Genomic DNA, 26,817 nt, shown 5'->3' on the forward strand with positions numbered 1-26,817 from the left:
TAAATGAGTGACATACTGATCATCGAAGATGAACCGGTTCTTAATGAGAACCTGAACCAATTTCTCAGTAGCAAAGGCTATCAGGTAGATTCGGCCGACTCCAAAGCAACGGCCAAAGCATTACTCGCTGAGCATCTGTATGATGTGATTCTGAGTGATATGCGCCTGCCCGATACTAACGGCACCGAACTGATAGAGCATATCAAAGAGGTCGCCCCCTCCAGTATCATTCTGGTAATGACCGCTTATAGCTCGCTAGAAACTGCCCTGGACGTTTTTCACTGTGGTGCGCATGATTACATCATCAAGCCCTTCCCTCTGCAGGAGATAGAACACAAAGTTGCCAACGCCCTGCAGTACAAACAATTGCTGAATGAAAACGCCAACCTGCGTAACAGGCTGCATCAGGACTCAGAAAACCTCGAGATGCTGGCGGGCAGCAGCCCTCAGATCTGTGAACTGCGGCGCCTGATCAACAAAGTCGCCATTACCAATACTAACGTTCTGATTCAGGGGGAAAGCGGTACAGGTAAAGAACTGGTGGCGCAGTCGATCCATCTGAAATCCCAGAATGCAGAAGGCTTATTTGTCCCGGTTAACGTTGCTGCTATTCCCGATGGTCTGGTGGAAAGCTATCTGTTTGGTCATATTAAGGGCTCATTCACCGGTGCCAATCAGACCCGCGAAGGGGCTTTCCGGATGGCCTCAGGCGGCACACTGTTTCTCGACGAAATTGGCGAGATGCCACTGCAGATCCAGAGCAAACTGCTGAGGGTACTGGAAGATAGCCAGGTTTATCCGGTGGGCAGCGACAGTTCGGTCCCGGTTGATACCCGGATTATCTGCGCCACCCATCGGGATCTGGAAAAGATGGTTGCCGATGGCGAGTTCCGTGAAGACCTCTGGTATCGTCTCAATGTAGTTAACCTGCAGACCCCGCCATTGCGTGAACGGATGGAAGATATTCCGGCACTGGTCTCACTGATTCTGAAACGACTCAAAATAGAGCTGAAACGGCCAGTGATGGATATCGATAATGATGTGATCCACCACCTGATGAATCAGCCCCTGAAGGGTAATGTCAGGGAACTTAAGAACATCCTTGAACGTGCCGCAGTGCTATGCGATGACAACACTATCCGGGTGAGGGATCTGGCCCTGCAAAACAGTGATCTGGCTAACCTGCAGCTGGATGAAAGCGGCTCTCTTGCCGACCTGAATACCGCCGTAGAGAAGTTCAAGCAACAGCATATTGTCGCTGCCCTGGAAAGCACCGAAGGCTGTCGGGAATCGGCCGCCAGACTCCTTGGATTATCGACAGCAACCCTGTACCGGCAACTCGATAAACTGGGATTAAAAGGCTATGTAGCCCATTCTTCCAAAAGTGTTGTAGGCCCAATTCCATCCGGTGATAAAAAATGAATCAGCCCCAGATACCCGAGCAGGAACCTTCGGCCACCAACCTGCCCTCACAGCAGGTTTCAAGCAGCTCACAGAACAACCGTCTGATCGCTCATCGTGAATCGGATCTGCTGCGCACCTTTACTCTGCTCAGTTTTATTACCATCGCGCTGATAAGCCTGGTGGGCGCCTTTACCCTGACCAATATTGTGACTATGCGCATGCTGCATGAAGAAGCCAGGGTCACCCAGCAGTTTATTCAAAGTGCCGCCGGTACCGAACGCTTGCCTGACCGCCCCTATCAGGAGGACTTTCTCAATAATAAACGCTGGCTGGCGGGCTATCTGCAACGTATCGGACGACTGCCTAACACGCCGCTGGTTAAAATCTATTCACCGGATATGGGCGTCGTCTGGTCGACCGATCCGAACCTGATTGGTTTGTCATTTACCGATAACCCTGAGCTTGCCCGGGCATTTACAGGCGATCTGATCTTCAAACAGGAAGATATTAACGAGCTGAACGAAGCAAACGATAAGACGGATCTAGCCTACTTTGCCCACTCCCTTGACCAGGTCATTGAGATCTACATCCCTCTGTTCAATTCAGATCAGAGTAAGGTGGTCGCCGTCGTGGAGCTATACAAGACCCCGGACGAACTCTTTCACAGCCTGTACGAAATAAAGCTGTTTATCTGGTCTGGCGCACTGATCGCGGGAACTATCTTGTTTATTGTGTTGTTTTCCATCGTCCGTAAAGCCAGCAAGACGATGAAACGTCAACGACAGGCCATTGTTGAATCTGAAGCACTGGACACCATCGGCGAGATGACCTCGGCGATGGCTCACGGTATCCGGAATCCACTGGCCTCAATTCGCTCCAGCGCTGAACTGGCACTGCTGACCCCCACCAGTGCGCAGAAAATGTCACAAAACATTATCGCCTCGGTCGATAAACTTCAGGAGTGGATCGGAGAGTTCATTCAGTTTACTGAAACTGAATCCCGCTTTGACAATCAGGTGGTAGTGTTTGACCGGCTGGTTGAAGAGAGCCTGCAACTGATCAGTGAACAGGCTAATCGTCAGAGTATTATTATTGAGTTACTGCCATTTGAAACCTACGCACCGGTTAATGGAGACCCGGCCCTGCTGCGTCAACTGCTGGGTATCATTCTGGATAACTGCCTTGAAGCGATGCCTGATGGTGGCATCATCACCGTACGCCAACAACATCACGACAGACATCATCTGCGCCTCGATATTGCTGACAATGGCGTGGGTATTTCTGAAGATCAGCTGAAGAACGTATTCCGTCCCTTCAGCAGCAATAAAAAGCACGCGCTGGGTCTTGGTCTGATGATGGCGCAAAGAATTGCCATGCACCACAGTGGCCACCTTGAGCTGACCAGCAAGGAGGGTGAAGGTACCACAGTATCAGTGATCTTACCGACGGTATCCAGCCTGCGATCCAAGGTTCTGGTCATTGACGATGAACACACGTTTGCTGCCAATCTGAAAGCTTATCTGGAACAGTATGAGTTTGTTGTAGAACTGACTGAAACGGCGAATGAGGGACTGGCAAGAGTTGCCAGTTGGCAACCCGATATCGTGCTCACAGAGATCCGTATCAGTGATATGGATGGTATCAGCCTGTGTCAGGAGATTCTCAAGCGACATGCCCGAACGACCATCATAGCGCTGACCGGACAAGCCAACGATAAACGGGATCAGAAGCGCGACCTGATCACCCGGCTTCAGAACGCAGGGGTGCGTAAGGTGATGACGAAACCACTGCCCCTGGCGGATATCCGCACCGTACTCGAGCAGGCAAAATCCAGCAGTTACTTTGCTTCTCAGAACTGATAAAGAGGGCTGTCATTCAGCATCAGAGCTGCGATAAAAAAGGAAACTATTATTAATATTAAAAACAAAACAATTATAAAACATAAAGTTACAATTTCAGGAATAAGTATTGCTTAGTCTGTTCCATTAACAAGAAGCGCTGGATCCTGTTGCTTTGACAGGGTCAGAAAAACGGCTCAAAAGTAAAGTGTAAGTCATAAAAGCAACAGGATAACAAAAAACATTCTTAGGGGTACCGAAACGGAGTTCCGGTACGACTGTAAATCATTCGGGGGGATGATCAGCTACGAGACGATTGGCGGACAGTGATATGACATCAACAATTCTGATTATTGATGAATCACCCTCTAACCAGCAGAAATTATTTACCTGGCTCAGGCCAACCAGAAATCGTTTATCTTTTGCCAGTGATTATCATTCGGCGATGAAGATATTGCGACGGGAACAGCCTAAACTGATAATATTTTCTGCTGAATTGTCCAATATATCTCCACAACGGCTGGTACGTAAACTTCATGCCAGGGCACCGATGGCAAAGCTGATTGCAATTTTATCAGCCACCACCAGCCCCGCCGGAACCCCCGAATTTGTGCAACAGGTAAGCGACTTTCTGATTGAGCCACTGTGCCAGGAAGAGGTACTTATCAATGTTGCACAGCTACTCAGACTTCAACGTCTGAGTGTGGAAAATGACTACCTGAGAGAGGAGCTGGCGTTTTCATCGCTGGCAGCACACTGGCACTCAACGGGGGAGTATTGCCATGAACAGGAAACAGATCAGATCGTTACTCACAAATCCGGTTAAAACAGGACTGACAGTCGCTGCATTAGCCCTGCTATCCACCTCATTACTCCAGGCCCATGAAGGGGGCCAGCATGAACCGGCAATGGAGATCAGCAGTGAAGACAGCCACGCGCAGCATAAGGCGATGATGGCTGAGATGAAAATGGATCACAGCGCACATGAAGATCACGCAATGGCCACTGAGGGAGAGGACCCTCATGCTCATCACAAAGCGATGATGAGTAACATGGCCGGGAAAGACCAGGTACAGCGCAGCAGCCATGACTATAAAGCCCCACACCTGACCATGCTTAATCAGAATGGCGAGCCGGTTGCGATTGATAAACTGCTGAATAGCGACAAGCCGGTACTGGTCAACTTTATCTTCACCACCTGCCCGACAATCTGTCCGGTTCTCAGCTCAACATTCTCAATTGTCAACCGGGAACTGGCAGGGGTGGAAGACCTCAGCATGATCTCAATCTCGATAGACCCGGAAGAGGATACCCCTGAAGCATTGCAACGCTACGCGAAAAAATTCGAAGCGCGTGATAACTGGAGCTTTATAACCGGCTCAGTAGAAGACAGTATTCAACTGCAAAAAGCCTTTGATATCTATCGCGGCAGTAAAATGAACCACGAACCCGTCACTTATCTGCGCGCCAGTGCTGATAAACCCTGGACCCGGCTCGATGGTTTCCCCAGCAGTGAACAACTGGTCAGTGAGTACCACCATATGACCATGGGCCACTGATCATCGCCATGTCTGTGATAAACGCATTACTGAGCGCAGCGTTTGTTGTTGCCATAGGCTGCCTGCCTCTCACCGGGCAGGCCGGGCAGGCTACTGTTCAGACAGAGACAGCCAACCCTCAGCCGATCGGCAAACAGCGGACACCAGACTCAGCAACTGAGACGGGCTTGGTAAACCGATTTGCACGAAACCAACCCTCCGAGGGGCGTTCACTGTTTATGACCGGCCAACCATCGGATGGCTCCTCAATCTCAGTACTCAGTCAGGGACAGTCCCTGCCGGGGGAACTGTTTGCCTGTGCTAACTGTCACCGCCACAGCGGTCTGGGTACCAGCGAAGGCGGCTATCAGGTTCCCGATATTACTGGCCCAACGCTGTTTGCGCCGATAGAGGTAAAACAGAGAGAACTCTACGCTGAGCGCACAGAGGGGTTTTATACCCGGCCCGCTTATACCCGGGATACCCTGCGAATGGCAATCACTCAGGGGATCAGTTCGACAGGAAAAACGCTGAGTAAAGTGATGCCCCGTTATCAGTTAAACGACGCCCAGACCGATGCATTGATTAACTACCTCAACACACTGGATTACTCTGCTCCACCGGGTGTCAGTGCTGATAACCTTCAACTGGCAACCATCATTACGGATGACGTTTCTGCAGAGGAGAAGCAGGCCCTTCTCAGCACCCTGAACCAGTTTGTTAAAGAGAAAAATGCTCAGACCCGGCATGAGGTACGGCGGGTAAAATATTCACCCTGGCATAAAGACTGGCAATACGATAACTACCGTCATTGGGAACTGAATCTCTGGGAATTACGGGGCGACCCGTCAACCTGGTTCGCCCAGTTGCAACAGTATTATGATACCAACCCGGTATTTGCAGTTGTCGGGGGGACCAGCCATCAGCGCTGGGAGCCCGTCAGCGCATTTTGTGAAGCTCAGGCCCTGCCCTGCCTGTTTCCCAATACCGATCTGCCACCTGACACGCCTGGCCATTACAGTATCTATTTCTCAGCTGGAATGAACCTGGAAGCCCGCCGGGTGATCTACCTGCTGAAGAAACATAGCCGCTACAATAAAGTAATTCAGGTGACAGGCGAGGATGTTCGCTCCACAGTTGCAGCCGAGACCCTGGCGCGCAAAGTAACTTCACTATCCGCCCCAACGGTGTCGGAGACCCTCTCCCTTTCTGAATACCTCAACAACCCCTCTCTCACTTCTGAGAATAGCGCCAGTACCCTGTATATTCTCTGGCTTACCGGGCCTGAACTGAAAAAACTATCGGCGCATTCCGGCCTGGCCGATGCAACGGTGATTCTCTCCTCGACACTGCTGAATCGTCAACTTGATCAGATACCCGGATGGCTAAGCGAGCAAAGCTGGCTGCTCCACCCCTATAGCCTGCCCGGCAGCACTAGCCAGAGAATTCGCAGTAAAACCTGGCTATATGCCCGAGGCATTGCAACCCCCTATGAGAGGTTGCAATCCAACACCTACCTGGCACTCAGCGTTCTGACTGAATCGATGATGCATATCCGCAGCAATTTCTCTCAGGACTACCTCATTGAGCGCATCGAACATATGTTAGAGAACAGTCCGGAAACCTCTGTATATCAACGTCTTAGTCTTGCGCCAGGACAGCGATTTGCATCAAAAGGTTGTTATCTTATCCCCCTCAAAAAGATCGACGGTTCTGCGGAAGAAACACGTCAATATTGGGCCGCACCAGAGCGATAACGATTCAGGCCCAGCTTTTTGCAATATTAAGAAATCCCCCCTCCCTGCTCTGTCTCAAATGAGAGAAACAAAGTGTTACCTATAGGCAACACATTCTGACCTCGCCAAAGAAATCAATGCAACACACTGTTTTTAAAGAAGTTAAAAAAATAATTTCCGTACATGGTGCACTTTTTGCGTAGTAACTTGCCAAGGCTAACCTTATTCACGTCGCAGTATCGGGACATTTTTTGCTAGCCGACATTACGATGATTCATAAAAAGAGAACGACAAGAGGGGGTTCGACGCCATGTCTTGTTTCAAAAAGTTAAAGCGACAATGCGGTGATGGAGCACACAAGGCAGCGATAGGCTGCTCTCTGCTTTTCGCCAGCTTTCTCGCTGTTTCACCGGTGCAGGCTCAGACAGTTAACATTAACGTGGTAACACCTGACCCTGCGAATCCTGATAATTTTCTGCCCGTGGATGGCTTCCGCTGGCTGATCGAAGAGGATAACACCTGGAACATAAAACCAGGCGTTGCAACTGGAAAAACCCTTGCCACAGGCTTCCATAGCAGCCATTCACCAGTCATTGCGAAAGGTGAATCGGCAATGGGCAATCAATCCCCGGTCAGCTCACCCGATCTGGACCCGGCAAAACGCTACTTCCTCAGCGTAACTCCCCACAGTGGTTATACCATTGGTGGGGCAGAGATTAACGAGGGCGCCACTGATGTTGAGGTGGTTGTAAACCCTCTGCCACTGCCCACTGCGCAGTTCTCTGTTTTAGTCTTTGAAGATTTCAGCCCGATCAATGGTGCTCCGGATCTCCCGGAAGAGAACCCTGCCACCAGCATCAACCCTTCACGGATTAATGAGCCTGACGGAGGTCACTTCGATCCGACTCAGTTCCGTGTACTGGTTGAAGAAGCCGGTGGCCGCTACGGTGCTACCGGTGGACCGGTTTCGCAGGATGCTTTCGGCAACCCTCTGGGTACGGAGTATCAATACGATGCTCAGGGGAATGCGGTGCTGGACGTCGATGGGTCCCCCATTATTGTGTCACTGGGCGATGGCATCATCCACCCAGGGGCGGATGGCTACGTCGTTGTTAAAAACCTGCCACCGGCAAAATATGGGGTTATCGTTACGCCACCTACAGGCAAAGGCTGGATTCAAACCTCTACCATCGAAGGTACAGCGGTGATTGATGTCTGGCCTGCGGCGAATGAACCCTCTTACTTTGTTGAGTTCGGCCCTCCAGGGTTCCACGCCTTCCTCGGTTTCACCAAGCAGGTTGAAGATACTGCCTATAAAACCGATAACGCGGGTACTGCAACCATCACCGGTCAGGTGGTTAACAACCATATGTCCCGCCCACCGGAACTGGCGTTCTATAACGGTGATCCGACACCGGGCTGCTGGGTCGGTCTGAACCGGGCGCCCAATCTGAGCGCCATTGATGTTCAGCCCTGCAATGACAACAGCGAGTTTACATTCAGCAATGTACCTGCGGGCGACTATACCATAGCGATCTGGGATACCAACCTGGATATTGTTATCGCGCAGAAGAATGTCACTGTTCCTGCAACCCCGAATGCCTTGGTTGATCTGGCGGAACTGCCGGTGTTCAACTGGTTTGCCCGCTTGAGCGCCAGTGTATTTAACGATGAAAACCAGAACGGCTTCCGAGATCCGGGCGAAACAAACCTGGGGGCTGATGCCTCTGCGGTTAATCTGCGTTTCCGTAACGGTACCATCTACCAGTCCTTCCCCATCGATACTGAAGGTGAAGCACCGTTTGACGAGGTGTTCCCATTCTTCCACTGGCTGGTAGCCGAGGTCGATTTTGCCACCCTGAAAGCAACCGGAGCGACCTACGTTGTTGATAACGGCGGCGAAGTACGCCCCGATGCGGGTTGGGATGACCCAACCTTCGATAAACTCAACCCTCAACCGCAGTTCTGTACTCAGGCACGTATTGATGTCGCCGTGGATATGGGTGATACCGCCTGTATCGGAGCAACCGCTGGTGACCCAGCCATTAACCCGAATACCGGTAACAACCTGTCAACCACACTTCAGGGGCAGATCCTGACACTGGGGATGCAGGATTTCCTTGGCCAGACCAACCGCCTGGAATTTGGTAAGAGACACTACCCTGACGGCGAAAACGGTGGCATCTCAGGTATTATCTACTACGCCATTACCCGGGCAGAAAATGACCCCCGTTTTGCCGTAGGTGAAGAGTGGGAACCGGGTATCCCAAGGGTACAGGTTAACCTCTATAAAGATGCAGAAAATGATGGTCTGATTGATACCGCTGGCGGTGGTAATGCTCCACGTGTTAACGGCGTTTCTCAGCATACTCCACCAGATATTGATCTCTACCCATTAGGCAACTTCCCCGGACCAGAGGACACCGACCGTAACGGTAACGGTAGCTTCGATCTGGGTGATGCGATTCAGGTCACCTATGCCGATAGCTGGGATGATTCCAATCCCACAGCCTGCCAGGGAGATAGCTTTACCGCCCACCCAGAGCTTGCGCCGAATGGTGCTTTCACTACCGATTGCTATGATGGTCTGCGTAACTTTAACCAGATTACCAACGGTGTATTCGATGGTGGTTATGCCTTCAGCGATCTGCAAAAGGGAGCCTATATAGTTGAGGCGGTTCTTCCTGCTGGATATGAGCTGGTGAAAGAGGAAGATCGTAACGTAGATTACGGCGATACCTATGTACCAGCCCCTCTTCAACTACCACCTGAGTGTATTGGTGACAATCACACAGTACCACCGTATATGAGCTATCTGACCGATGCTAATGGTGCGCCTCTGGTAACCGGTTCGACTCCGGATGCGGCTCCATTTGCAGGCCAGACCCGCCCTCTGTGTGACCGTAAATCAGTACTGCTGACAACCGGTAAAAACGCTGCAGCGGACTTCTTTATGTTCACCGATGTGCCAATCGCCGCGCATGTTGTCGGTGGTATTCTGGATGATACTGCCAACGAGTTTGACCCTAACTCACCCAACTTTGGTGAGAAATATGCGCCACCATGGCTGCCAGTCTCATTCAAAGACTGGACTGGCCGTGAAATTCTGCGTACCTATTCCGATGAATGGGGTCACTTTAACGCACTGCTACCTTCCACCTATTCAGTTAACCTGCCGATGCCTACCGGCGTATCACCTAACATGCTGACCGCATGTATGAACGATGCCAGCCCGGTTTACAATCCGGTGACCGGAAAACTGGAAGCAGATCCATTCCATGACCCACAATACAGCCAGTTCTGTTATACCTTCCAGTATATGCCTGGCTCAACCACCTATCTGGATACTCCGGTTGTTCCTGTCGCAGCTTTCGCAGGTCCAAACCAGTTCCCTCTGGACTGCGCACTGCCAACACAGACTCCGGGTATCTTAAAGGTCGAAAGCACTAACGCCTCAACCGGTCCGGCCGTTGTTGAAGGCGATACGGTTACCATTACCTCTCAGGGCATCGTTCAGGTACCAAACCCAGAGTTTGATGGCACCGCTAACACAACGAAAACAGTTGCCCGTGATTATGGCTTCGGCACATCCGGCACCTTAACCCTGGGTGGAACTCCCATTACCAATGCGATCTGGAGCAACGAAACAATCACCTTCGATGTGCCTGCAGGTGCATCAACTGGCCAGTTGGAGATCACCAGCGCCACCGGAGAGAAGTCTGTTAACTCCGTTACGCTGAATATTCTTGCACCGGGTGAAACAGTTACCACTGTCTATCCAACCAACAACCTGTCCGGCACGCCGATTCAGGATGCTATCGATGCAGCGAATCCAGGCGATCTGATTCTGGTCTCTCCTGGCGATTACCATGAGCTGGTCATTATGCATAAGCCGGTTCGGCTGCAGGGCTTCGGTGCAGCATCAACCACAATCAATGCGGTACGTGCACCTGCACTCAAACTGCAGAACTGGCGTGATAAGGTTTATCAACTGGCTGTTGATCTGGCCTTTGATCTGCTGCCAGGCCAGACACTGGGTGGACTGAATATCGTCGACCAGGTGCCTATCTTCGGTACTGAAGAGGGCCCGGCTATTCTTGTCGTTGGTAATGTCGGCGAATATGCAGGTAACCAGTCACGTATTGATGGTCTGGGTATCACCGGTGCCATTGATGGTGGCGGTATCTTTGTCGGTGGCTATGTCGATAACCTCGAGATCAGTAACAACAAAGTCTACACCAACTCCGGTAACTTCGGTGGTGGTATCCGTGTTGGTTACCCTGATCTGGTTACCACGGTTAACGATGCATCGGTTCATGTTGATGCTCAAAACAACAATATCAATATCCACAACAATCAGATCAACCAGAACGGCGGCAACGGCGGTGTCGGTGGCGGTGTAGCTCTCTATACCGGCAGCGATAACTACCAGATCACCAGCAATATGCTCTGCGGTAACTTCAGCATGGGTTCCGGTGCCGGTATCGGCCATCTGGGCCTGAGCAACAACGGTGTGATCGCCAACAACACTATCGCTTACAACCAGACCTTCAATCAGGGTCTTGAGGTACACGGTGGTGGTATCTATATCGCCGGTAAAGAGGGCCTGGCCAACGCGGTTGGTGGTGTTTCTCAGACTCCGGGATCGGGTTCCGTACTGATCGAAGGCAATATGATCATGGGCAACCAGGCGGGTGCCGGTAGCGGCGGTGGTGTCAAACTGAGCTTTATTAACGGCGCCGACGTTGAAGCCAATCCTGCCACCAGCAGCCTGTGGCACAGCATCAGGCTGTATGACAATATTATCGTCAACAACGTCGCCGGACGTGACGGTGGTGGTGTCTCTATCCATGACGCCAGTGCAGTCAGCATGGTGCACAACACCATCGCTTATAATGACAGCACAGCAACCACTGCGCTCTCAATGAACCCGGCTGTCGGCGTCACACGGGACTCTTCGCCACAGCCTGGTGCGGGTGTTGCTTCGCATCTGCACACTGCTGACCTGGCAAGCGCCACAGGCCAGAGCTTCTCTGACCCTGAAATGGTAAACAATATTATCCTGCGTAACCGCAGCTTCTATTGGTTTATCAATGGTGCCAATGCGCCTCAGACCTTTGGTCTGGTGCCTGACATCGGCAATGGTGATGCGCCTGTATACAGCGATATTGCGGTTGTTGATAACACAGCACTCACGCTGCATCCTAAAAACACTCTGCTGACAAATATTGCAGAAAACCAGGTATATCGGGCTGATCCGGCGGATGGAAACTGGATTGCCGGCCCTAACCATAAGATCTTTATCGATCCTCTGGAAAACGGTCAGCCTGGACAAACGCTGCAACAGCAGGAGCAAACCACCAGCATCAACATTGCTGCGGCACTGGATGAAGGCGGTAACTTTATCGATGTACGCTTCGGTCCTCTGACACTGGATCCAACGCTTCGCGGTAATTATCGCCTTGATAACAACTCCAGCAACAGAGCGATTGACAGAGGCCAGGCCGATATTCTGATTGGCAACGCCAACCTGTCTGACGCTGACTTCTACGGTACTCCGCGGTTCTATGGTTCGGCGCCCGAAATTGGTGCTGAAGAGCTGGCACTGGGAGCAATTCCGGTTGCAGTGGACGATGTTCGTCGGGTAAACCGTTCAGGCCCTATTGGCGACCTGCAGGCTTATACACTGAACATCCAGAATCTGCTCAACAATGATATCGACACCATCAACTGGCAAGCAGCGGTGCCTGTCACTGGCAGCGAAACCGGTGGCGGCGTACTGTCCTGGAATGATCCACTCGCAAGGCAGTTTACCTTCCGTACGCCCACAGGATCGGCGTCAGTAGGTCAGTTCAGCTTCCAGTACAAAGCATCGGCAAGTCCTCTGGCAAATGCAGCAACAGTCACCCTCAACAAGGATATTTCAGTTGATCAGGCGCTGGCGATCCATCAGCCCAATAGCGATATTTCCTGGTCATTGAGAGGCTGGACTACATTTGCACCGGGCACGCCGGTTAGTATTTACCTTAATGGTACTGCCACTGGTACACCGTTCCAGAACACTATAGTACGTCCGAATGGACGCTGGACCTACGGTGATTCGCAGGGCCCTGCCACAACCGGGGTTACCGAGGTCAGTGTTCGGATCGGTAACCGTGTATTAAATCATATCCCACTGGAAATCCGATAACAGTCACTGCGGCCGGCCCGGCCGGCCGCACCCTGACAGGTATCAGCTCAAAAGTTAAAGGAGCGAAACCATGAACAAGAAAGCAATAAGTCTGATGGTCAGAGCTGTTATTGCTGGTGCGATGATCAGCTGCGCCGGCCTTGCCAGCGCAACCGTCTATACACAGTGTCCCGGTGACCTTAACGCCGATGGGGATAATACCGATGCGGGTGAAGACTCTACCGTTAAATGTATGCATCTGTCCGGTGGTGATGGCTATATAAAAATGGCCGATGACCGCCCCATGTATATGTTTGGCTTTGGTAATATGACCGGTATACCCGATAGCCAGGTGATGTCTGAAGGGGTGCTGTCGGCAGAGTTTCCGGCCCCCAGCATTTCCTTAAAACAGGGACAGCCTTTCTACCTCACCCTGTCTAACACCGGAATGGTGATGCGGCCCGACCTGTTTGACCCACACACGGTCCACTTCCACGGTTTCCCCAATGCATCATCGGTATTTGATGGCTTGCCGGATACCGCAATCGCAATCAATATGGGTGCCAGCCTGACCTATTACTACAATGTCCAGGACCCCGGCACCTATATGTATCACTGCCACGTTGAAGCAACCGAACATATGCAGATGGGTATGCTGGGTAATCTCTATGTGCACCCAAATCAGGATGGTACCCCCATTGAGTATCCTGCTGCTTCTGGCCGTGTTTACGACAAATTTGTCTACAACGATGGTGATGGCTCTACCGGTTACGATGTTGAAGTACCGATCCAGATCGGTTCTTTTGACTCCCGTTTCCACGATGCCAGTGAGGGCGTTCAACCCCTGCCCTTTGCAGAGATGGAGGATAACTACCCGATGATGAATGGCCGGGGCTATCCGGACACAACAATTGCCGGACCGCTGGCTTCCGTAGACAGCTACCTGGATGCGGGTATCCCGTTCAAACCTGCTCGTCAGACCCAGAAAGTCGATACCCATATCGAGGCAACTCAGGGCCAGAAAATTCTTCTGCGGCTTTCTAACCTGAACGTCACCCGCTTTTACTCACTGAATACGCTCGGAATTCCGATGCAGGTGGTGGGAATGGGTGCCAAGCAACATATCGGCCCCGATGGTAAAAAGCTGTACTACAAAACCAACTCGGTCACCCTCGGTGGCGGTGAGGCAATTGATGTGCTGCTGGATACGGCCGATGTCGCTGCCGGTAAGTATTACCTCTACACAGGTAACCTCAACTACCTGAGTAACGGTGATGAAGATTTTGGCGGGATGATGACCGAAATCATTGTCAACTGAGTCTGAGCAGGCAAGGAGAACTATCATGAAACTATTACGCAGCTTTGCCGCACTGACCAGCGCGCTGGTGCTTACAGCCACCAGCCTGACAGTGCAGGCAGAGATCATGGGCATCGAGGGAACTACCACCGATGGCCACCAGAAAACCTTTAACCTGGAAGCCGCAGCAGCAGCCATCAGCACCCCTGACGGCGACAACCTGCTGATCTGGGCCTACGGTGATCTGGATAATGCAGCGACTGAGGTGCAATATCCCGGTCCCACTATCATCGTCCATGAGGGTGATGCGGTCACCATCAACCTGACCAATACCGATATCGGCGAGCCGGTGTCAATGGTATTCCCGGGCATGCAGAATGTTGCCGCCGTAGTCTCAAACGACCTCGGTGTTAATGGCAGTGCAGACCGTGTTGTGCTGACTGAGGAGGCCAGTATCGGTGAAACGGTGACCTACAGCTTTACTGCAAGTAAACCCGGAACCTACCTTTACCACAGTGGCTCCAATCCTGATCTGCAGGTGGAAATGGGGCTGAGCGGTGCACTCATCGTTCGCCCTGCGACCAACCCGGATAGCCAGGCATACAATAATGCCGACTCTGCCTATGATCACGAGTATCTCTACTTCCTGACCGAGATGGATACCTCTATCCATCAGGCCGTGGATCTGGGTCTGCAGCCTGATACCAGCAACTATCACGCGGTACTGTGGTTTATGAATGGCCGCAACGGCCCTGACACCATGTTCGATCATAATGTTGCCTGGATGCCTCATCAGCCCTACGGCTCTCTGACACGGATGCATCCGGGTGAGAAAGTGTTGTTACGGATTATCGGTGCCGGCCACGATATGCACCCGTTGCATACCCATGGTAACCACTTCCTGCAGATCGCCCGTGATGGTCAGGTACTGACCAGTGATCCGGCTAATGCCGCTACCGTCGGAGCTGATCTGGCATTTGGTGACTATACCCAGCAGGTTCTGCCAGGGGCCACATATGATGCGATCTTCGAGTGGACCGGCAGAAACATGGGCTGGGATATTTACGGTCACACCGACGGCAGTGGAGCACTCTGTAATGGTGTCGAGACAGCCAGTGATTCTACTGACCCCGTTAGCTTTGAAGATTGTCGCTACCACAACGTTCCGATTCCCGTTGATCTGCCTGAAAACCTTGACCTGACCTTTGGTGGTTTCTACAGCGGTAGCCCATATCTGGGCTCAATGGAATCCCTGCCTCCCGGTGAGGGCGGTCTTAACCTTAATGGTGGCCTGTTCTTTATGTGGCACTCCCACACAGAGAAAGAGCTGGTCAACAACGATATTTTCCCCGGCGGCATGATGACGATGCTGATTGTTGAACCACCTGGCGTACCAATCCCATAGGGTTGGCATCAGAGAATTAAGGAAAAGGAGTCTTATTATGAATATCCTGAGACACTCCGCTTTGCTAATCGGATCCCTGATGCTGACATCTGGTACGATTCAAGCGGCAACCTACGACCTGTGCGTAGGCGAAACACAGACAAACATTCCATCGGTCCCTCTCGCCGTGCGTATGTGGGGCTATGGAATTGATACCGGTGGCACCTGTAACGCCACTGTTCCAGGGCCACAACTGGATGTTCCCGTGGGTGATACTACGCTGACGATTAATCTGCGTAACACCCTGCCCAACGATGCTACATCGGTAATGATTCCGGGTCAGGGACTGCCCTCAGTTGGCGGAACGCCTGTGACCTTCACCGATCCACAGGGACGGGACAGAATTCGTTCTTTTGTCGCTGAAACCGCTCCGGGAACCACCGGCGTGTATACCTGGAATAATATCAAACCCGGCACCTACCCTTACCAGTCCGGGACCCATGTTCAGGTTCAGGTCCAGATGGGGCTGTATGGGGCGATGATCCATAACGAAGCCGTAAATACTGCCTACCCAGGCGTCACCTACGATCAGGATAAGGTGCTGATCTATAGCGCCATCGACCCTGTCTTGCATGAGGCAGTCAACAACGGCGAATATGGCGCTAATTGTGCTAATCCAGCTCTCAATCCTGCTACCGGGAATTATGAGTGTGCGATGACAAGTACTATCGTCTATAAGCCAAAATATTTTCTGGTCAACGGGGAAACCTACAATGTTGGCAGTTTACCTGAAGATATCGGTCCGGCCGGCAGTACCACGCTGCTGCGGATGATCAACATGAATCTTGACACCCTCGCACCAATGCTGCTGGGCGACACGATGGATCTGGTTGCAGAGTCCGGCTATCCCTATCCCTATCCGCGCCGCCAGTATTCAGTGAATCTGGCACCTGGGCAGTCAAAGGACGGGTTGGTTACCTTAGGAGAAGGTTCTACAAAACTATCGCTGTTTGATCGTCGACTGAATACCACCATTGCCGGCGGTGTCGGGGGTGGTCTGGTAAATCAGTTCACCGTATCGGGAACCACAGCAGGACTGGATCCACTGTACTACTTCTCTATGTACAGTAATAACGCGAACAGCAATCTGACCATGATTCCTGTCGTCGGGCTTGTCGAAAACCGTGATGTGGTAAGTTTCAATGCGGCCACGGGTGACTGGGCGATGGTATTGGATGGCTCATCCTATAACCTTGTGCTGTCATCTGATGGGACCACCCCTGCAGATATCGATGCACTGCATGTGTTCAATGATGGTCGCATGATGCTGTCATTCGCAGACCCCACTACAGTACCCGGTCTTATCGATCCGGTCGGGCCATCCGATCTGGTGATTTTCAATCCTGCCAATGTCGGTAGCGAGTTCAGCATCGCTTATACCGGCGCTGAGCTGGGACTCACAACCCCTGCTTCGAACATTGATGCGCTGAGTATCGATGTTAATGGCGATTTGCAAATTTCGACCAGAGGGTCTGTTAGTCTGCCTGGTGTAGCGCTGGCCAAAGACGAGGATGTGATTCGTTTCAGTCAGGCTACCAGAACCTGGTCAATCATGTTTGATGGCAGTGATCTGAGCTCAGACTTTAATGATGGTGCTGCAGATATTGACGCACTGACACACCCTGATGCCAACCAGTTGCTATTCAGTATCCTTCTGGATAAAAACCCGCTGGTGGGCATCAATGCAGGGAAAGAAGATGTGCTGCACTACAGCGGAAGCTTTGGTCTCAATAACACCACCGGCCTTCTGCAAAACAGGCTGGATATGTCGGTCGTAACAAGCTTACCCAATCATGCGAATATTAATGGTATGAGTTGGAGCAGTGGTACACCTTACGTTAACAGTGCACCGCTGCCAGGCGATGACAACTATAATCTTGATCTGCGCCTTAACCCAGCTGGGCTAACTGTTGCGGCACCGGGTGTTCTGGCTAACGATAGCGACCCTGACATGAACACCCTCTCGGTTGTTGCCGGCAGTCTGGTTACCGATAATGGTGGCAGTCTGGTCATCGCAGCTGATGGTAGCTTTACCTACACCCCTGTTATTAGCAGTGGGGTGGAAACAGCAACCTATACGGTTGAAGATAGTTACGGCGGTCAGGCGCAGGGCACAATCACTATCACTGTTGAAACCAGTCCGGAACCCGTTAACGAAGCACCTGTCGGTGTCGTCGATAACGTATCAATGACTAAGAACACCAGCATTGTAATTGATGTTCTTGCCAATGATACCGATTCAACCGGGTTTATCGATCCTTCTACGGTTTACATCAAGCTGCAACCGATTAACGGCGGCATAGCAACGGTAAATCCCGACGGAACGATCTCATTTACACCTGCAACCAACTTTGTCGGTACAGATGTGTTCCGGTACAGGGTTTACGACAACCTTGGTCTGGAGTCTAAATCGACCAGTGTTCGTGTGAATGTAACCAACTAACCCCCCAGCAAGCAGAGTCCAGGGTAGGACAACTGTTTGCCAAAGGGGAGCCTTAAGGCTCCCCTTTTTTTATTTTTAAATCAGCAGGATCATATTCTCATATTTAACAAAAATCCCCCTGGTTTTATGTCGCAAATGAGAGAGGCAACCAGACATACCACCCGCCCCGCCATTGTCTCCAAAAACATACACACCTAACTATCTGATTTAATTCAATTTATAAAGAAGAAAATCTAATACGGCCTGTAAATTGCTTAATAATTAATACGCTGTCTGTAATGGGATTGGAGACAGTCCAGGATTAACCAATGGGGGAGGGAAAGCGATGATCAGCTTTTTCAGAATTAACATGCTTCATTCGCTGAAGATACTATTGCTCTGTTGTGCAGTACAGCTTCTTCAGCCAGCGGCCGCAGCCGGGATTTTACCTGAAAATGTGCAGGCAGAGCTTGAACAGCAGTGGGGTATCCGTGTCATCTCTCTGCGCCAGTCTGCTGCAGGTTATATGCTCGATTTTCGTTACAAGGTGACAGATCCGGTTAAGGCTAAAAAAGTGCTCGACCGCTCAATCAAACCGCAACTGATCGTTACCAGTACTGGCAACCACCTGCAGGTGCCAGCTCCTTCCAAGATTGGACCTCTGCGTCAGTCTTCCAGAGAACCCAGAACTGATACCAACTATTTCATCTTCTTTGCCAACCCCCGCCGCCAGGTAAATATCGGTGATGAGGTCAGTATTCAGATTGGCAAACTTGAAATACCCGGATTGAAGGTCAGCAACAGCTGAAGTGGAGCGATCTGCATGAAGACGACAACATGGCCATTGTTCAGACCCGTCTGCTTCTCTGCAACGCTGCTCTTTTCGGTACTCAGCCATGCGGCCGTTATTTCAGAAGAGTTACAACTGCAGCTGGACGCTACCGGAAGCTTTGACCCGGTACCGGTTATATTGCAATTTAACGATCAGAACAGCAGCCAGCAAGCCCTGCGGCAGATTCGCAAAGCGATTCGTCAGCAACTCAAAACTGACACGCAGCTGAGTAAAACGGAAAGAAAGCAACTACGCAGGCTATTACGCTCTGAAGTGATTCAGTCGCTTCGGCAACAGCTGATAAACTCACGAAAACAGCTCGACCCTCTGCTGGATTTTTCGGCTCAGGGACAGATTAAAGACCTCTGGCTGATCAATTCCGTGGCACTGACCCTGCCCGCCTATATGGTTGAAGCACTGGCACAGCTGCCCCAGGTCTCCTCCCTGAGAGCTGACCTGCTGACCGCCGCACCGGGGCAGGCTTATACGCCACCCTCAACCCCGGAATGGAACGTCAGCAGTATTAATGTTCCGTCTCTCTGGAGTCAGGGAATTACCGGGGATAATATCGTTGTTGCCATCATTGATAGCGGTGTCGATGGTGCGCATCCTGATCTGGCAGGCAGGTTTCGCGGCGGCAGCAGCGACTGGCTTGATATGCACAGCAGCAGCACTACCCCCATTGATGGCTTTGGCCATGGCACCAACGTCACCGGCCTGATTCTCGGGGGGGACAGTTCCGGAACCGCACTGGGTATGGCCCCTAATGCACAGTGGATAGCCGCCAGGGTATTCGATAACACCGGATATGCAGCTCTCAGTGACCTGCATGCGGGACTGCAATGGGCTTTAGATCCGGATGGCGACCCAAACACCGACGATGCCCCCGATATTGTCAATAACTCCTGGGGGCTATACGACACGTCAGTATCATGCAATACCGAATTTCAGACAGATATACAGGCCCTGAAAGACTCCGATATTGCCGTTACCTTTGCAGCAGGTAACTCGGGTCCCAGCAGCAACAGCAGTTTAAGCCCGGCGAACCTGCCGGGAATCATGTCGGTCGGGTCTCTGCAACTAAACCCGGACAGTTCGCTAACCGTTGCCCGCAGCAGTAGCCGGGGGCCCTCTCCCTGTGATGCGAACGCCGTATTTCCAACAGTCGCAGCACCCGGCATCGATGTTCAGACCACCGGGATGTCCTACGGCAGCGGCCAGCCCTATACCGAATGGGTCGGTGGCACCTCGTTTGCGGTCGCCCATGTATCCGGGGTGATGGCGCTACTGAAAAGTGCCGTGCCGACGGCAACGGTGGCCCAGCTGGAACAGGCGATTAATGAAACAGCTGCTGATATTGATCTGCCAGGCCCTGATAATAACAGCGGGTACGGTCTGGTAGATGCTCAGGCGGCATACCTGCGATTACTCGAGCTGACACAGCCAGCCAATAGCGCACCGCTGGCGTTGCCTGACCGGTATAGTGTCGATCAATATGGAAAAGTTTTTATCCCGATTCGAAACGGTCTTCTGAGTAATGACTCTGACGCTGATCAGGACAAACTGACCGCCCACCTGGTCAGAGGCCCATTAAATGGTTCGCTAAACCTGGACAGCAACGGCAGTTTCATCTACCGCAACAGAAAGGCTGCCCAATCTGATAACTTTATCTATGTCGCCAGCGATGGCCAGGCCTATAGTGAAGAGATTACCGTAACACTCAAAATTATTTCTGGTGATACTAACGTAGTCAATCATGCCCCTTCCGCTATCGAAGATTTTTATTGGGTATATAGAGACCGGACGTCGATACTGGATGTGATAACTAACGACACGGACGCAGAAGATAATATTGATCCAACGACTGTCACAGTCGTAATCCCACCAACCAACGGAGGCACACTGATTTCCAATCCGGATGGCACCCTCTCCTACACCCCAGCTGAGGGGTTTTCTGGCCGGGAAGCGTTCAGATACCGGGTATGGGATACGCTGAATAGACGCTCTAACCCTGCGACAGTGGTTATACGCGTAAAATAGAGATATAAATGAGGTTGCAGCTGGCAGGGAGCCCGCTGCTTATAACGGATGCTGAAAACCGGGGGGTTACCAGCAGATGACAACAGACAGCTCAACTTCCGGCCTGTTTACTCAGAGGTTTCGGGGGATCATTGCAGCACTTTCCAGCGCTCTCAGCTGGTGGTTTGGTCAATTAGGCCAGATGCTACCCGCCAGAATCCGGGCGGGATGGCAGCAGGACAGTTTTAGTCTGATTCTGGAGCTACAGAATCAACAGCTTAGTATCAGTGCCGGCCAGCAACACTGGACGCTCCCGTCACCATGGGATACAAGTTCACTGCCCGAGACGTTGAAACAGGTGATTGCAAAAGCTCAGAACGCAACCCTGAGTCTGGCCGATGACATGATTCTGCAGACCCGTGTCAGTGTGCCCCGCAACGCCCGCGACTATATCGACAATGTCGTGCGCTTCGAGATGGACCGTCTGACTCCCTTCAGGGCTGACCAGGTCTACTTCGATACCGGCCCCGTTACCGATGAACCGGGAAAAGAGCAGTGTCATACAGAGTTATATCTGATCCCTAAAGAGCAACTTCAGACTATTCTCAATCAACTGGAGCAACTGGGTATCACTCCTGACAGGATCATACCTCAGGGGTTTCTGAACCAACATGACAGCCACCTTAACCTGCTACCTCAATCCGATGAAGCATCTCGCCGTTCCCGTTACCTGCGTTTTCAGTTTGGGCTGGTAAGTCTTAATCTGCTGTTATTGATTACCATCGTCAGCCTGCCACTGGCGCAGAAACAGACTCAGATAGAGCAACTGACTGAAGCGGTCGCCCAGTTGCGCAGCCAGGCCGAAGAGGTGTTTCAGATTCGCGAAGAACGACAAACGCTGTTCCAGCAGCAGCAGAACTATGTCGATATAAAACAGCAACAAAGTTCGGTCCTGTCACTGATCGACGAACTGACCCGCTTGTTACCCGATGAGGTATGGTTGAGCAAGATGTCGATGCAGGGCAGATCCCTGCGCATTCAGGGCGAAGCAGACAATGCCTCTGAGCTGATCGCTCTGCTGCAAAACTCTGGCAAACTTACCGATGTAAGTTTTTTCTCACCGGTCACTCAGGACCCCCGTTCGGGTAAAGAGCGTTTTATGATCTCAGCCAGGCAGAGTCCGGGAGAAAGCCATGCAGCTCAATAAACAGCAGCAACGTTATCTGGCTCTGGGGATACTGGCAACGGTGCTGACTCTGCTTTACCTGCTGGTCATAGGCCCGGTTATCAGCCGCTATCAGCAGGCAAATGATCAGATCGAAACCCTGACATTTCAGCTGCAACGCTACCAGAATCTGAATAACAGCCGCCCCAACGAGGAAGCATTACTACAGCAGGTGAAACAGGACTCCCCATTAAGGCCCTACTTTCTGGAAGGCGAAACCCGCTCGGTGGTGTCCGCAAAATTACAGCAGCACCTGAAGCAGCTTGTTGCCCGCACCGGTGGCCAGATCGTCAGTACACAGGGGCTTCCTGCAGAACAGAGTGGCGATCAGTTATTGCGCAGCATCACCCTGAAAGTTCAGTACAAGGCGGGCATCGATGAGCTGAAAGAGTTGCTGTTTGCTCTGGAAACCAGCAAACCCGGACTCTATGTCGAAGACCTGAGCATAAGCTCCGCCCCGATACGAACCTCCAGTTACGCCCGCAGGCAGGTATTGCCACCACTGGATATCCGCTTTAACCTCACGGGCTACACCACCGGCAGGGAGACGTTATGAACACAGTCCGCTACCTGACCCGGCTAACCCTGCTGCAACTGGGTGTAATGGCAATATTAACCGCTATTCTTAGCGCTCAATTCATGATGCCGGTTGCTGAACCAACACAACGGTCTGATGAGCAGCTCTCCGAGCCCTCATCGCTCCCAGAGCTACCATCAATTGCGGAACCCGATCTGCAGATCGATCAGTTTCTCGAGATCAGTGAACGGCCACTGTTTTACTCCACCCGTAAACCCCAGGAGATCAGCACTGCGATGACCGCTATCCGCAGACCCGACCGCACGCCAGAACAGGACTGGATACTCACAGGTATTATTATCAATGGAGAGGATAATGTGGCCCTCTTCAGCGCTATCGGCAAGAAGAACTATGAGTCGCTGAGAAGCGGGATGAAGCTGAGTGACTGGACGCTCGATGAGATAACGCCGGATAGCGTCACCTTTAGTAATGATGGACGTAAAATTGAGATGCCTTTGATTAAACCTACAGCACCCTCGCAGGCAGGGCGCAGCAGGTCCTCCTCTCTTTTTATGAATCAGAGTCAGTATGGCAAAGTCGTGCGTCCGTTGGATAACCAGTAGCAGGAGAGTTTGATGAACAACATATCTATTTGGAAAGTTATACCGCTGCTGGCTACCCTCTCAGGTCTGACAGGATGTAACAGCTCAGCCATCTATAAAGATGAAGGACTGACCCCAAAGCAACCCGTTGGCCAGATTATTCACCAGCGCAATCAGGACCGAAATAGCGCAGCAGGAGCCAATAATACAACTGGCGTGGCCATGCAACAGAATCAGGGCACCCCCTCCTCTGTCCCGGAGCGACAACGCTTTGAGCTGGTGTCCGAAGCCCGGCCGATGATAACCCAGAGCCAACCGGCGTCCACGGGTAGTGGCGAGGGAAATATCACCCTCAATTTTAACGATACGGATATCCATGAGGTGGCAAAAACCATTCTCGGGGATATTCTGAACCGCAACTATGCGATTAATGACGCTGTCAATATCAGGGTGTCGCTGCACACCAGTCAGCCCCTGAATCGCGATGCCCTGATCCCCACCCTCGACTCACTGCTGTTTATGCATGGTGCGGTACTGCGGGATAACGGCCACCTGATTGAGATCATGCCCAAGAGCAACACCCTGGCCGGTGGCGCTCCACAACTGAAACTGCAGAATGATCAGGGCTTCCAGACGCTGGTAACACCACTACGCTATATCGCTGCCAAAGAGATGGAAAAAATTCTCAAATCGGTAGCATCAGAGGGTGCCCGGATCACAGTCGATGAGCCCCATAACCTGCTGCTGATGTCCGGCTCCCGCACCGAACTGAACACCCTGCTCAACACCATTGAGACATTTGACGTCAATCAGCTGCGGGGCATGTCGATCGGTCTGTTCCGCTTACAGTCAGTGGATACCCGGACAATACTGGGAGAGCTGGAAAATGTCTTTGGTGATAAATCCTCCGGCCCGATGGCGGGGCTGGTTAAATTTGTCCCGATCGAGCGGCTGAATACCGTGATGGTGATCACTCCTCAGCCACAATACCTGAAAAGTGCTCAGCAGTGGATCGAGCGGCTCGACCGGATGGACAATCTCGCCAGCACCTCGCTGCATGTGTACAAGGTCAAATACGGTAAAGCATCACACCTGGCCGGCATGCTCGAGCAGCTGTTCTCAGGGCAGCGTTCGAAGTCAGGCAACCAGGGCAGCGGCCCCCGCTCCCCATCCCCGACTACGGCTGCCGCGCCAGCAACAGGGACACCCGCGGTGATTTCCAGCCAGGGAACACTGACACCTCTGGCCAGTCAGACCTCGCTAAGTAATCTTGGCGAGATCAGTATTATTGCCGACGAAGAGAACAACTCGCTGTTGGTGCTGGCCACCCAGGCCGACTACGGTGTGGTAGAACTGGCGCTACAGAAGCTGGATGTACTGCCTCAGCAGGTTTTGGTTGAAGCCACGATTGTCGAGGTGAAGCTCTCCGGGGATCTGAAATACGGGATCGACTGGTTCTTCAAAAATGGGTTTGGCAACGGCGATACCGGTTATGGCTCCCTTTCCAGTCCACAAAGCAGCAGTGGTTTCAAATATGAGGTGCTGGACCGCCTTAACAATCCGCTGGCCCTGCTGACTGCGCTGGCCTCCGACAGCCGCATCAATGTGATCTCCTCCCCCTCACTGATGGTGCTGGATAACCAGTCCGCCTCAATCAAGGTCGGTGATCAGGTGCCTATCTCCACCTCTGAAACCACCAATACCTCAAACAGCAGCGGCAATCTGATCACCACGTCGGTTCAATATCGGGATACCGGTGTGCTGCTGGAGGTGACGCCACAGATCAAAGATGGCGGTATGGTGGTACTGGAGATCAATCAGGATGTCAGTGACGCCTCTGTGACAACCTCGTCAGGTATTCAGTCACCTACCATCAATCAGCGTCAGATAAAAACCACCGTTGCGGTACAAAGTGGCGATACACTGGTGCTGGGGGGGCTCATCAGAGAGAACAAAGATCTGGGAGATGCCGGCCTGCCAGGGATAAAAGATGTGCCCGGTCTTGGCTATCTGTTTGGTTCCAAAAGTGAAACCAGCCGCCGCACTGAACTGGTGGTGATGATCACACCGACAGCGATCAAAAACCGCAATCAGGCGCGGGAGGTTACCGATGAGTTTAAGCGGCAAATGAAAGCACTGAAACTGTAACCAGATGGTCTGAAATACAACATTTGAGCAGCAGAGCGGCAACCAGATCAACTCTGTACAAAAAGCCAGCCGGACATCGCTGTCCGGCTTTTTCAATATGAAGGTTTATCTCCACCCCTGTTTCCAGTGACCGCTATCGGTCAGTATCTGCCAATGAATAACGTGTTCCCGGTGGCTGATCACGGCTTCAAGAACGCACTGTTGAACAACACCTTCATCATCTTTCAGCAACTTCGTCACTAAAAAATGTTTCTCTTTATTCTGCGGCTTAACCGCTGTCCACTTACTCAAATGCAATTTAGACGGGTTAAATCGGTTCTTTTCTGCCATCGGATCAGAAACCGGTGATTGGCTGTACCAGCTTACCAAACAACGTGGTAAACCTGAGAGGAGCATCGGTAGCGATCAGGCAGATACAATCCGCTTTACTGTCGACCAGCGGTTGATGTTCGATCTGATCATCCAGATCTGCCACATCGCCGCGGCAGAAGCGCCCAACCTCATCGGAAAACGAGCCTCGCAGCACCATAGTCAGCTCATTGCCATTGTGGGTGTGCGCCAGCATCGCCTTGCCCGGTGCAATTCTCAGCAGCCGGGAAACACCATGTCCCTCCCAGGGCATATCATAGTAAGCAACACCGGGAACGATCCGTTTCCACTCCAGTTGATCCAGCGGGCAGTGAATATACTCTCTTAAGGGGGCCGGTATCTCAGGATCCATGACGATAGGCGTAACCGGGACGCTCTCCTGCTTCGTCGGCAGCTCATCAAGCTGAGCCAGTACCGATGCCAGCATATCATCGGCAACCGTTTCGGGTTCCAGAGATTCCAGCAGTGCGCCACCAACGGCATCAGTGTGCTCAGCCCGCTCACGACACTGTGGACAGATCGACAGATGGGATGCCACCACCAGCGCCATACCCTGCGACAGAGCGCCAGCAGAATAGCTGATAAGGGTTGCATCATCGAGGTGATGATTAATGTTCATACTCGTCACCTCCCCAGATCTGTTTCAGTTTTTCTGTTGCCAGGCGGATTCTGGACTTAACACTCCCCAGAGGGATATCGAGACGGCTGGCGATATCACCGTGTGATCGCCCTTCGAAATAAGACATGTAGATAACCTGCGCCTGTTTTTCCGGTAGCTGACTGATCGCCTGTGCTACCCGGTCTGATAATACTTCCTGCTCCCCCTGTCCCGATTCGCAAGCGGTTTCACTCCACTCATCAAGACTGTACTGGGGATATTTCTGCTTACGCATCCAGTCGATGCTCTGATTTCGTGCCAGAGTAAAGATCCAGGTGCTGGCCGCCGCTTTATCCGGATGATACATATGAGCCTTGCGCCACACCGATAGCATCACCTCCTGCGTCACCTCTTCGGCGGCGGAGATAGCCACTCCCAGCCGTACGATATAGGCCTTAACCCTGGGCGCAAAATGGTTAAACAACCGGGCATATATCGATTTATCTGGCTTTACCGCCAATCTGCCTAACAGATCGCTCCAGTCTGCGCTAGCCATCTCGGCCTGACTCAGTTGTACGATGTTATCCACATCCTCTCCCGGTGGTCTGTTCTTCATATACCCCCTTTACGTACTCAGATAATTAACCGGATCATCCCAA

Annotated in this window: 18 protein-coding genes; 15 read left to right on the forward strand and 3 right to left on the reverse strand. The window is 52.0% G+C overall.

The features are described from left to right. Positions 1-3 precede the first annotated feature (3 nt). The 15 genes from JW499_RS00610 (at position 4) to gspD (ending at position 25,191) form a co-directional block, all read left to right on the forward strand. Positions 4-1,422 carry a sigma-54-dependent transcriptional regulator gene (locus JW499_RS00610; protein ID WP_205208762.1) on the forward strand — a complete coding sequence of 473 codons (1,419 nt, stop codon included), beginning with the start codon at positions 4-6 and terminating at the stop codon, positions 1,420-1,422. Further along, the gene (locus tag JW499_RS00615) at positions 1,419-3,263 is read left to right on the forward strand and encodes an ATP-binding protein (RefSeq protein ID WP_205208763.1); all 1,845 of its coding nucleotides are present in this window, start codon (positions 1,419-1,421) and stop codon (positions 3,261-3,263) included. The genes JW499_RS00610 and JW499_RS00615 overlap by 4 nt, the downstream gene beginning before the upstream one ends. 310 nt (positions 3,264-3,573) lie before the next feature. Further along, positions 3,574-4,068 carry a response regulator gene (locus JW499_RS00620; RefSeq protein WP_205208764.1) on the forward strand — a complete coding sequence of 165 codons (495 nt, stop codon included), beginning with the start codon at positions 3,574-3,576 and terminating at the stop codon, positions 4,066-4,068. Beyond that, positions 4,025-4,801, forward strand: coding sequence for an SCO family protein (locus JW499_RS00625; protein ID WP_205208765.1), 777 nt, complete (start codon positions 4,025-4,027; stop codon positions 4,799-4,801). The genes JW499_RS00620 and JW499_RS00625 overlap by 44 nt, the downstream gene beginning before the upstream one ends. An 8-nt stretch (positions 4,802-4,809) precedes the next feature. Further along, complete coding sequence (locus JW499_RS00630; protein WP_205208766.1) at positions 4,810-6,537, forward strand: c-type cytochrome; 1,728 nt, start codon at positions 4,810-4,812, stop codon at positions 6,535-6,537. A 289-nt stretch (positions 6,538-6,826) separates the two neighbouring features. After that, a complete protein-coding gene (locus JW499_RS00635; RefSeq protein WP_205208767.1) occupies positions 6,827-12,706 on the forward strand; it encodes a hypothetical protein in 5,880 nt (1,959 codons plus the stop codon). A gap of 70 nt (positions 12,707-12,776) precedes the next feature. Beyond that, positions 12,777-14,003 carry a multicopper oxidase domain-containing protein gene (locus JW499_RS00640; protein WP_205208768.1) on the forward strand — a complete coding sequence of 409 codons (1,227 nt, stop codon included), beginning with the start codon at positions 12,777-12,779 and terminating at the stop codon, positions 14,001-14,003. Positions 14,004-14,028: 25 nt separating this feature from the next. Next, positions 14,029-15,387 carry a multicopper oxidase domain-containing protein gene (locus tag JW499_RS00645; RefSeq protein ID WP_205208769.1) on the forward strand — a complete coding sequence of 453 codons (1,359 nt, stop codon included), beginning with the start codon at positions 14,029-14,031 and terminating at the stop codon, positions 15,385-15,387. Between the two features lie 37 nt (positions 15,388-15,424). Next, on the forward strand, positions 15,425-17,869 hold the full coding sequence (locus JW499_RS00650) for an Ig-like domain-containing protein (RefSeq protein WP_205208770.1): 2,445 nt from the start codon (positions 15,425-15,427) through the stop codon (positions 17,867-17,869). A gap of 349 nt (positions 17,870-18,218) precedes the next feature. After that, positions 18,219-18,656, forward strand: coding sequence for a hypothetical protein (locus JW499_RS00655; RefSeq protein WP_205208771.1), 438 nt, complete (start codon positions 18,219-18,221; stop codon positions 18,654-18,656). A gap of 15 nt (positions 18,657-18,671) precedes the next feature. Then, positions 18,672-20,720: a S8 family serine peptidase gene (locus JW499_RS00660; RefSeq protein WP_205208772.1), complete on the forward strand. Its 2,049-nt coding sequence runs from the start codon at positions 18,672-18,674 to the stop codon at positions 20,718-20,720. 76 nt (positions 20,721-20,796) lie between these two features. Further along, positions 20,797-21,906 carry a PilN domain-containing protein gene (locus JW499_RS00665; RefSeq protein ID WP_205208773.1) on the forward strand — a complete coding sequence of 370 codons (1,110 nt, stop codon included), beginning with the start codon at positions 20,797-20,799 and terminating at the stop codon, positions 21,904-21,906. Further along, the gene (gene gspM, locus JW499_RS00670) at positions 21,893-22,480 is read left to right on the forward strand and encodes a type II secretion system protein GspM (RefSeq protein ID WP_091356771.1); all 588 of its coding nucleotides are present in this window, start codon (positions 21,893-21,895) and stop codon (positions 22,478-22,480) included. Before JW499_RS00665 ends, gspM begins: the two co-directional genes overlap by 14 nt. Continuing rightward, positions 22,477-23,064, forward strand: coding sequence for a hypothetical protein (locus JW499_RS00675; RefSeq protein ID WP_205208774.1), 588 nt, complete (start codon positions 22,477-22,479; stop codon positions 23,062-23,064). The genes gspM and JW499_RS00675 overlap by 4 nt, the downstream gene beginning before the upstream one ends. Positions 23,065-23,076: 12 nt before the next feature. Then, complete coding sequence (gene gspD, locus JW499_RS00680; protein WP_205208775.1) at positions 23,077-25,191, forward strand: type II secretion system secretin GspD; 2,115 nt, start codon at positions 23,077-23,079, stop codon at positions 25,189-25,191. 105 nt (positions 25,192-25,296) lie between these two features. Here the strand turns inward: gspD and JW499_RS00685 are convergent, their stop codons facing one another. Genes JW499_RS00685 through JW499_RS00695 form a run of 3 tightly spaced genes read right to left on the reverse strand, consistent with a single transcriptional unit; the run spans position 25,297 to position 26,774 of the window. Further along, a complete protein-coding gene (locus JW499_RS00685) occupies positions 25,297-25,521 on the reverse strand; it encodes a TIGR02450 family Trp-rich protein (protein ID WP_205208776.1) in 225 nt (74 codons plus the stop codon). 4 nt (positions 25,522-25,525) lie between these two features. Next, positions 25,526-26,179 carry a ChrR family anti-sigma-E factor gene (locus tag JW499_RS00690; protein ID WP_205208777.1) on the reverse strand — a complete coding sequence of 218 codons (654 nt, stop codon included), beginning with the start codon at positions 26,177-26,179 and terminating at the stop codon, positions 25,526-25,528. After that, positions 26,169-26,774 carry a sigma-70 family RNA polymerase sigma factor gene (locus JW499_RS00695; RefSeq protein ID WP_091356760.1) on the reverse strand — a complete coding sequence of 202 codons (606 nt, stop codon included), beginning with the start codon at positions 26,772-26,774 and terminating at the stop codon, positions 26,169-26,171. The genes JW499_RS00690 and JW499_RS00695 overlap by 11 nt, the downstream gene beginning before the upstream one ends. Between the last annotated feature and the right edge of the window lie 43 nt (positions 26,775-26,817).

It is taken from the genome of Amphritea pacifica (assembly GCF_016924145.1).
Taxonomy (GTDB): domain Bacteria; phylum Pseudomonadota; class Gammaproteobacteria; order Pseudomonadales; family Balneatricaceae; genus Amphritea; species Amphritea pacifica.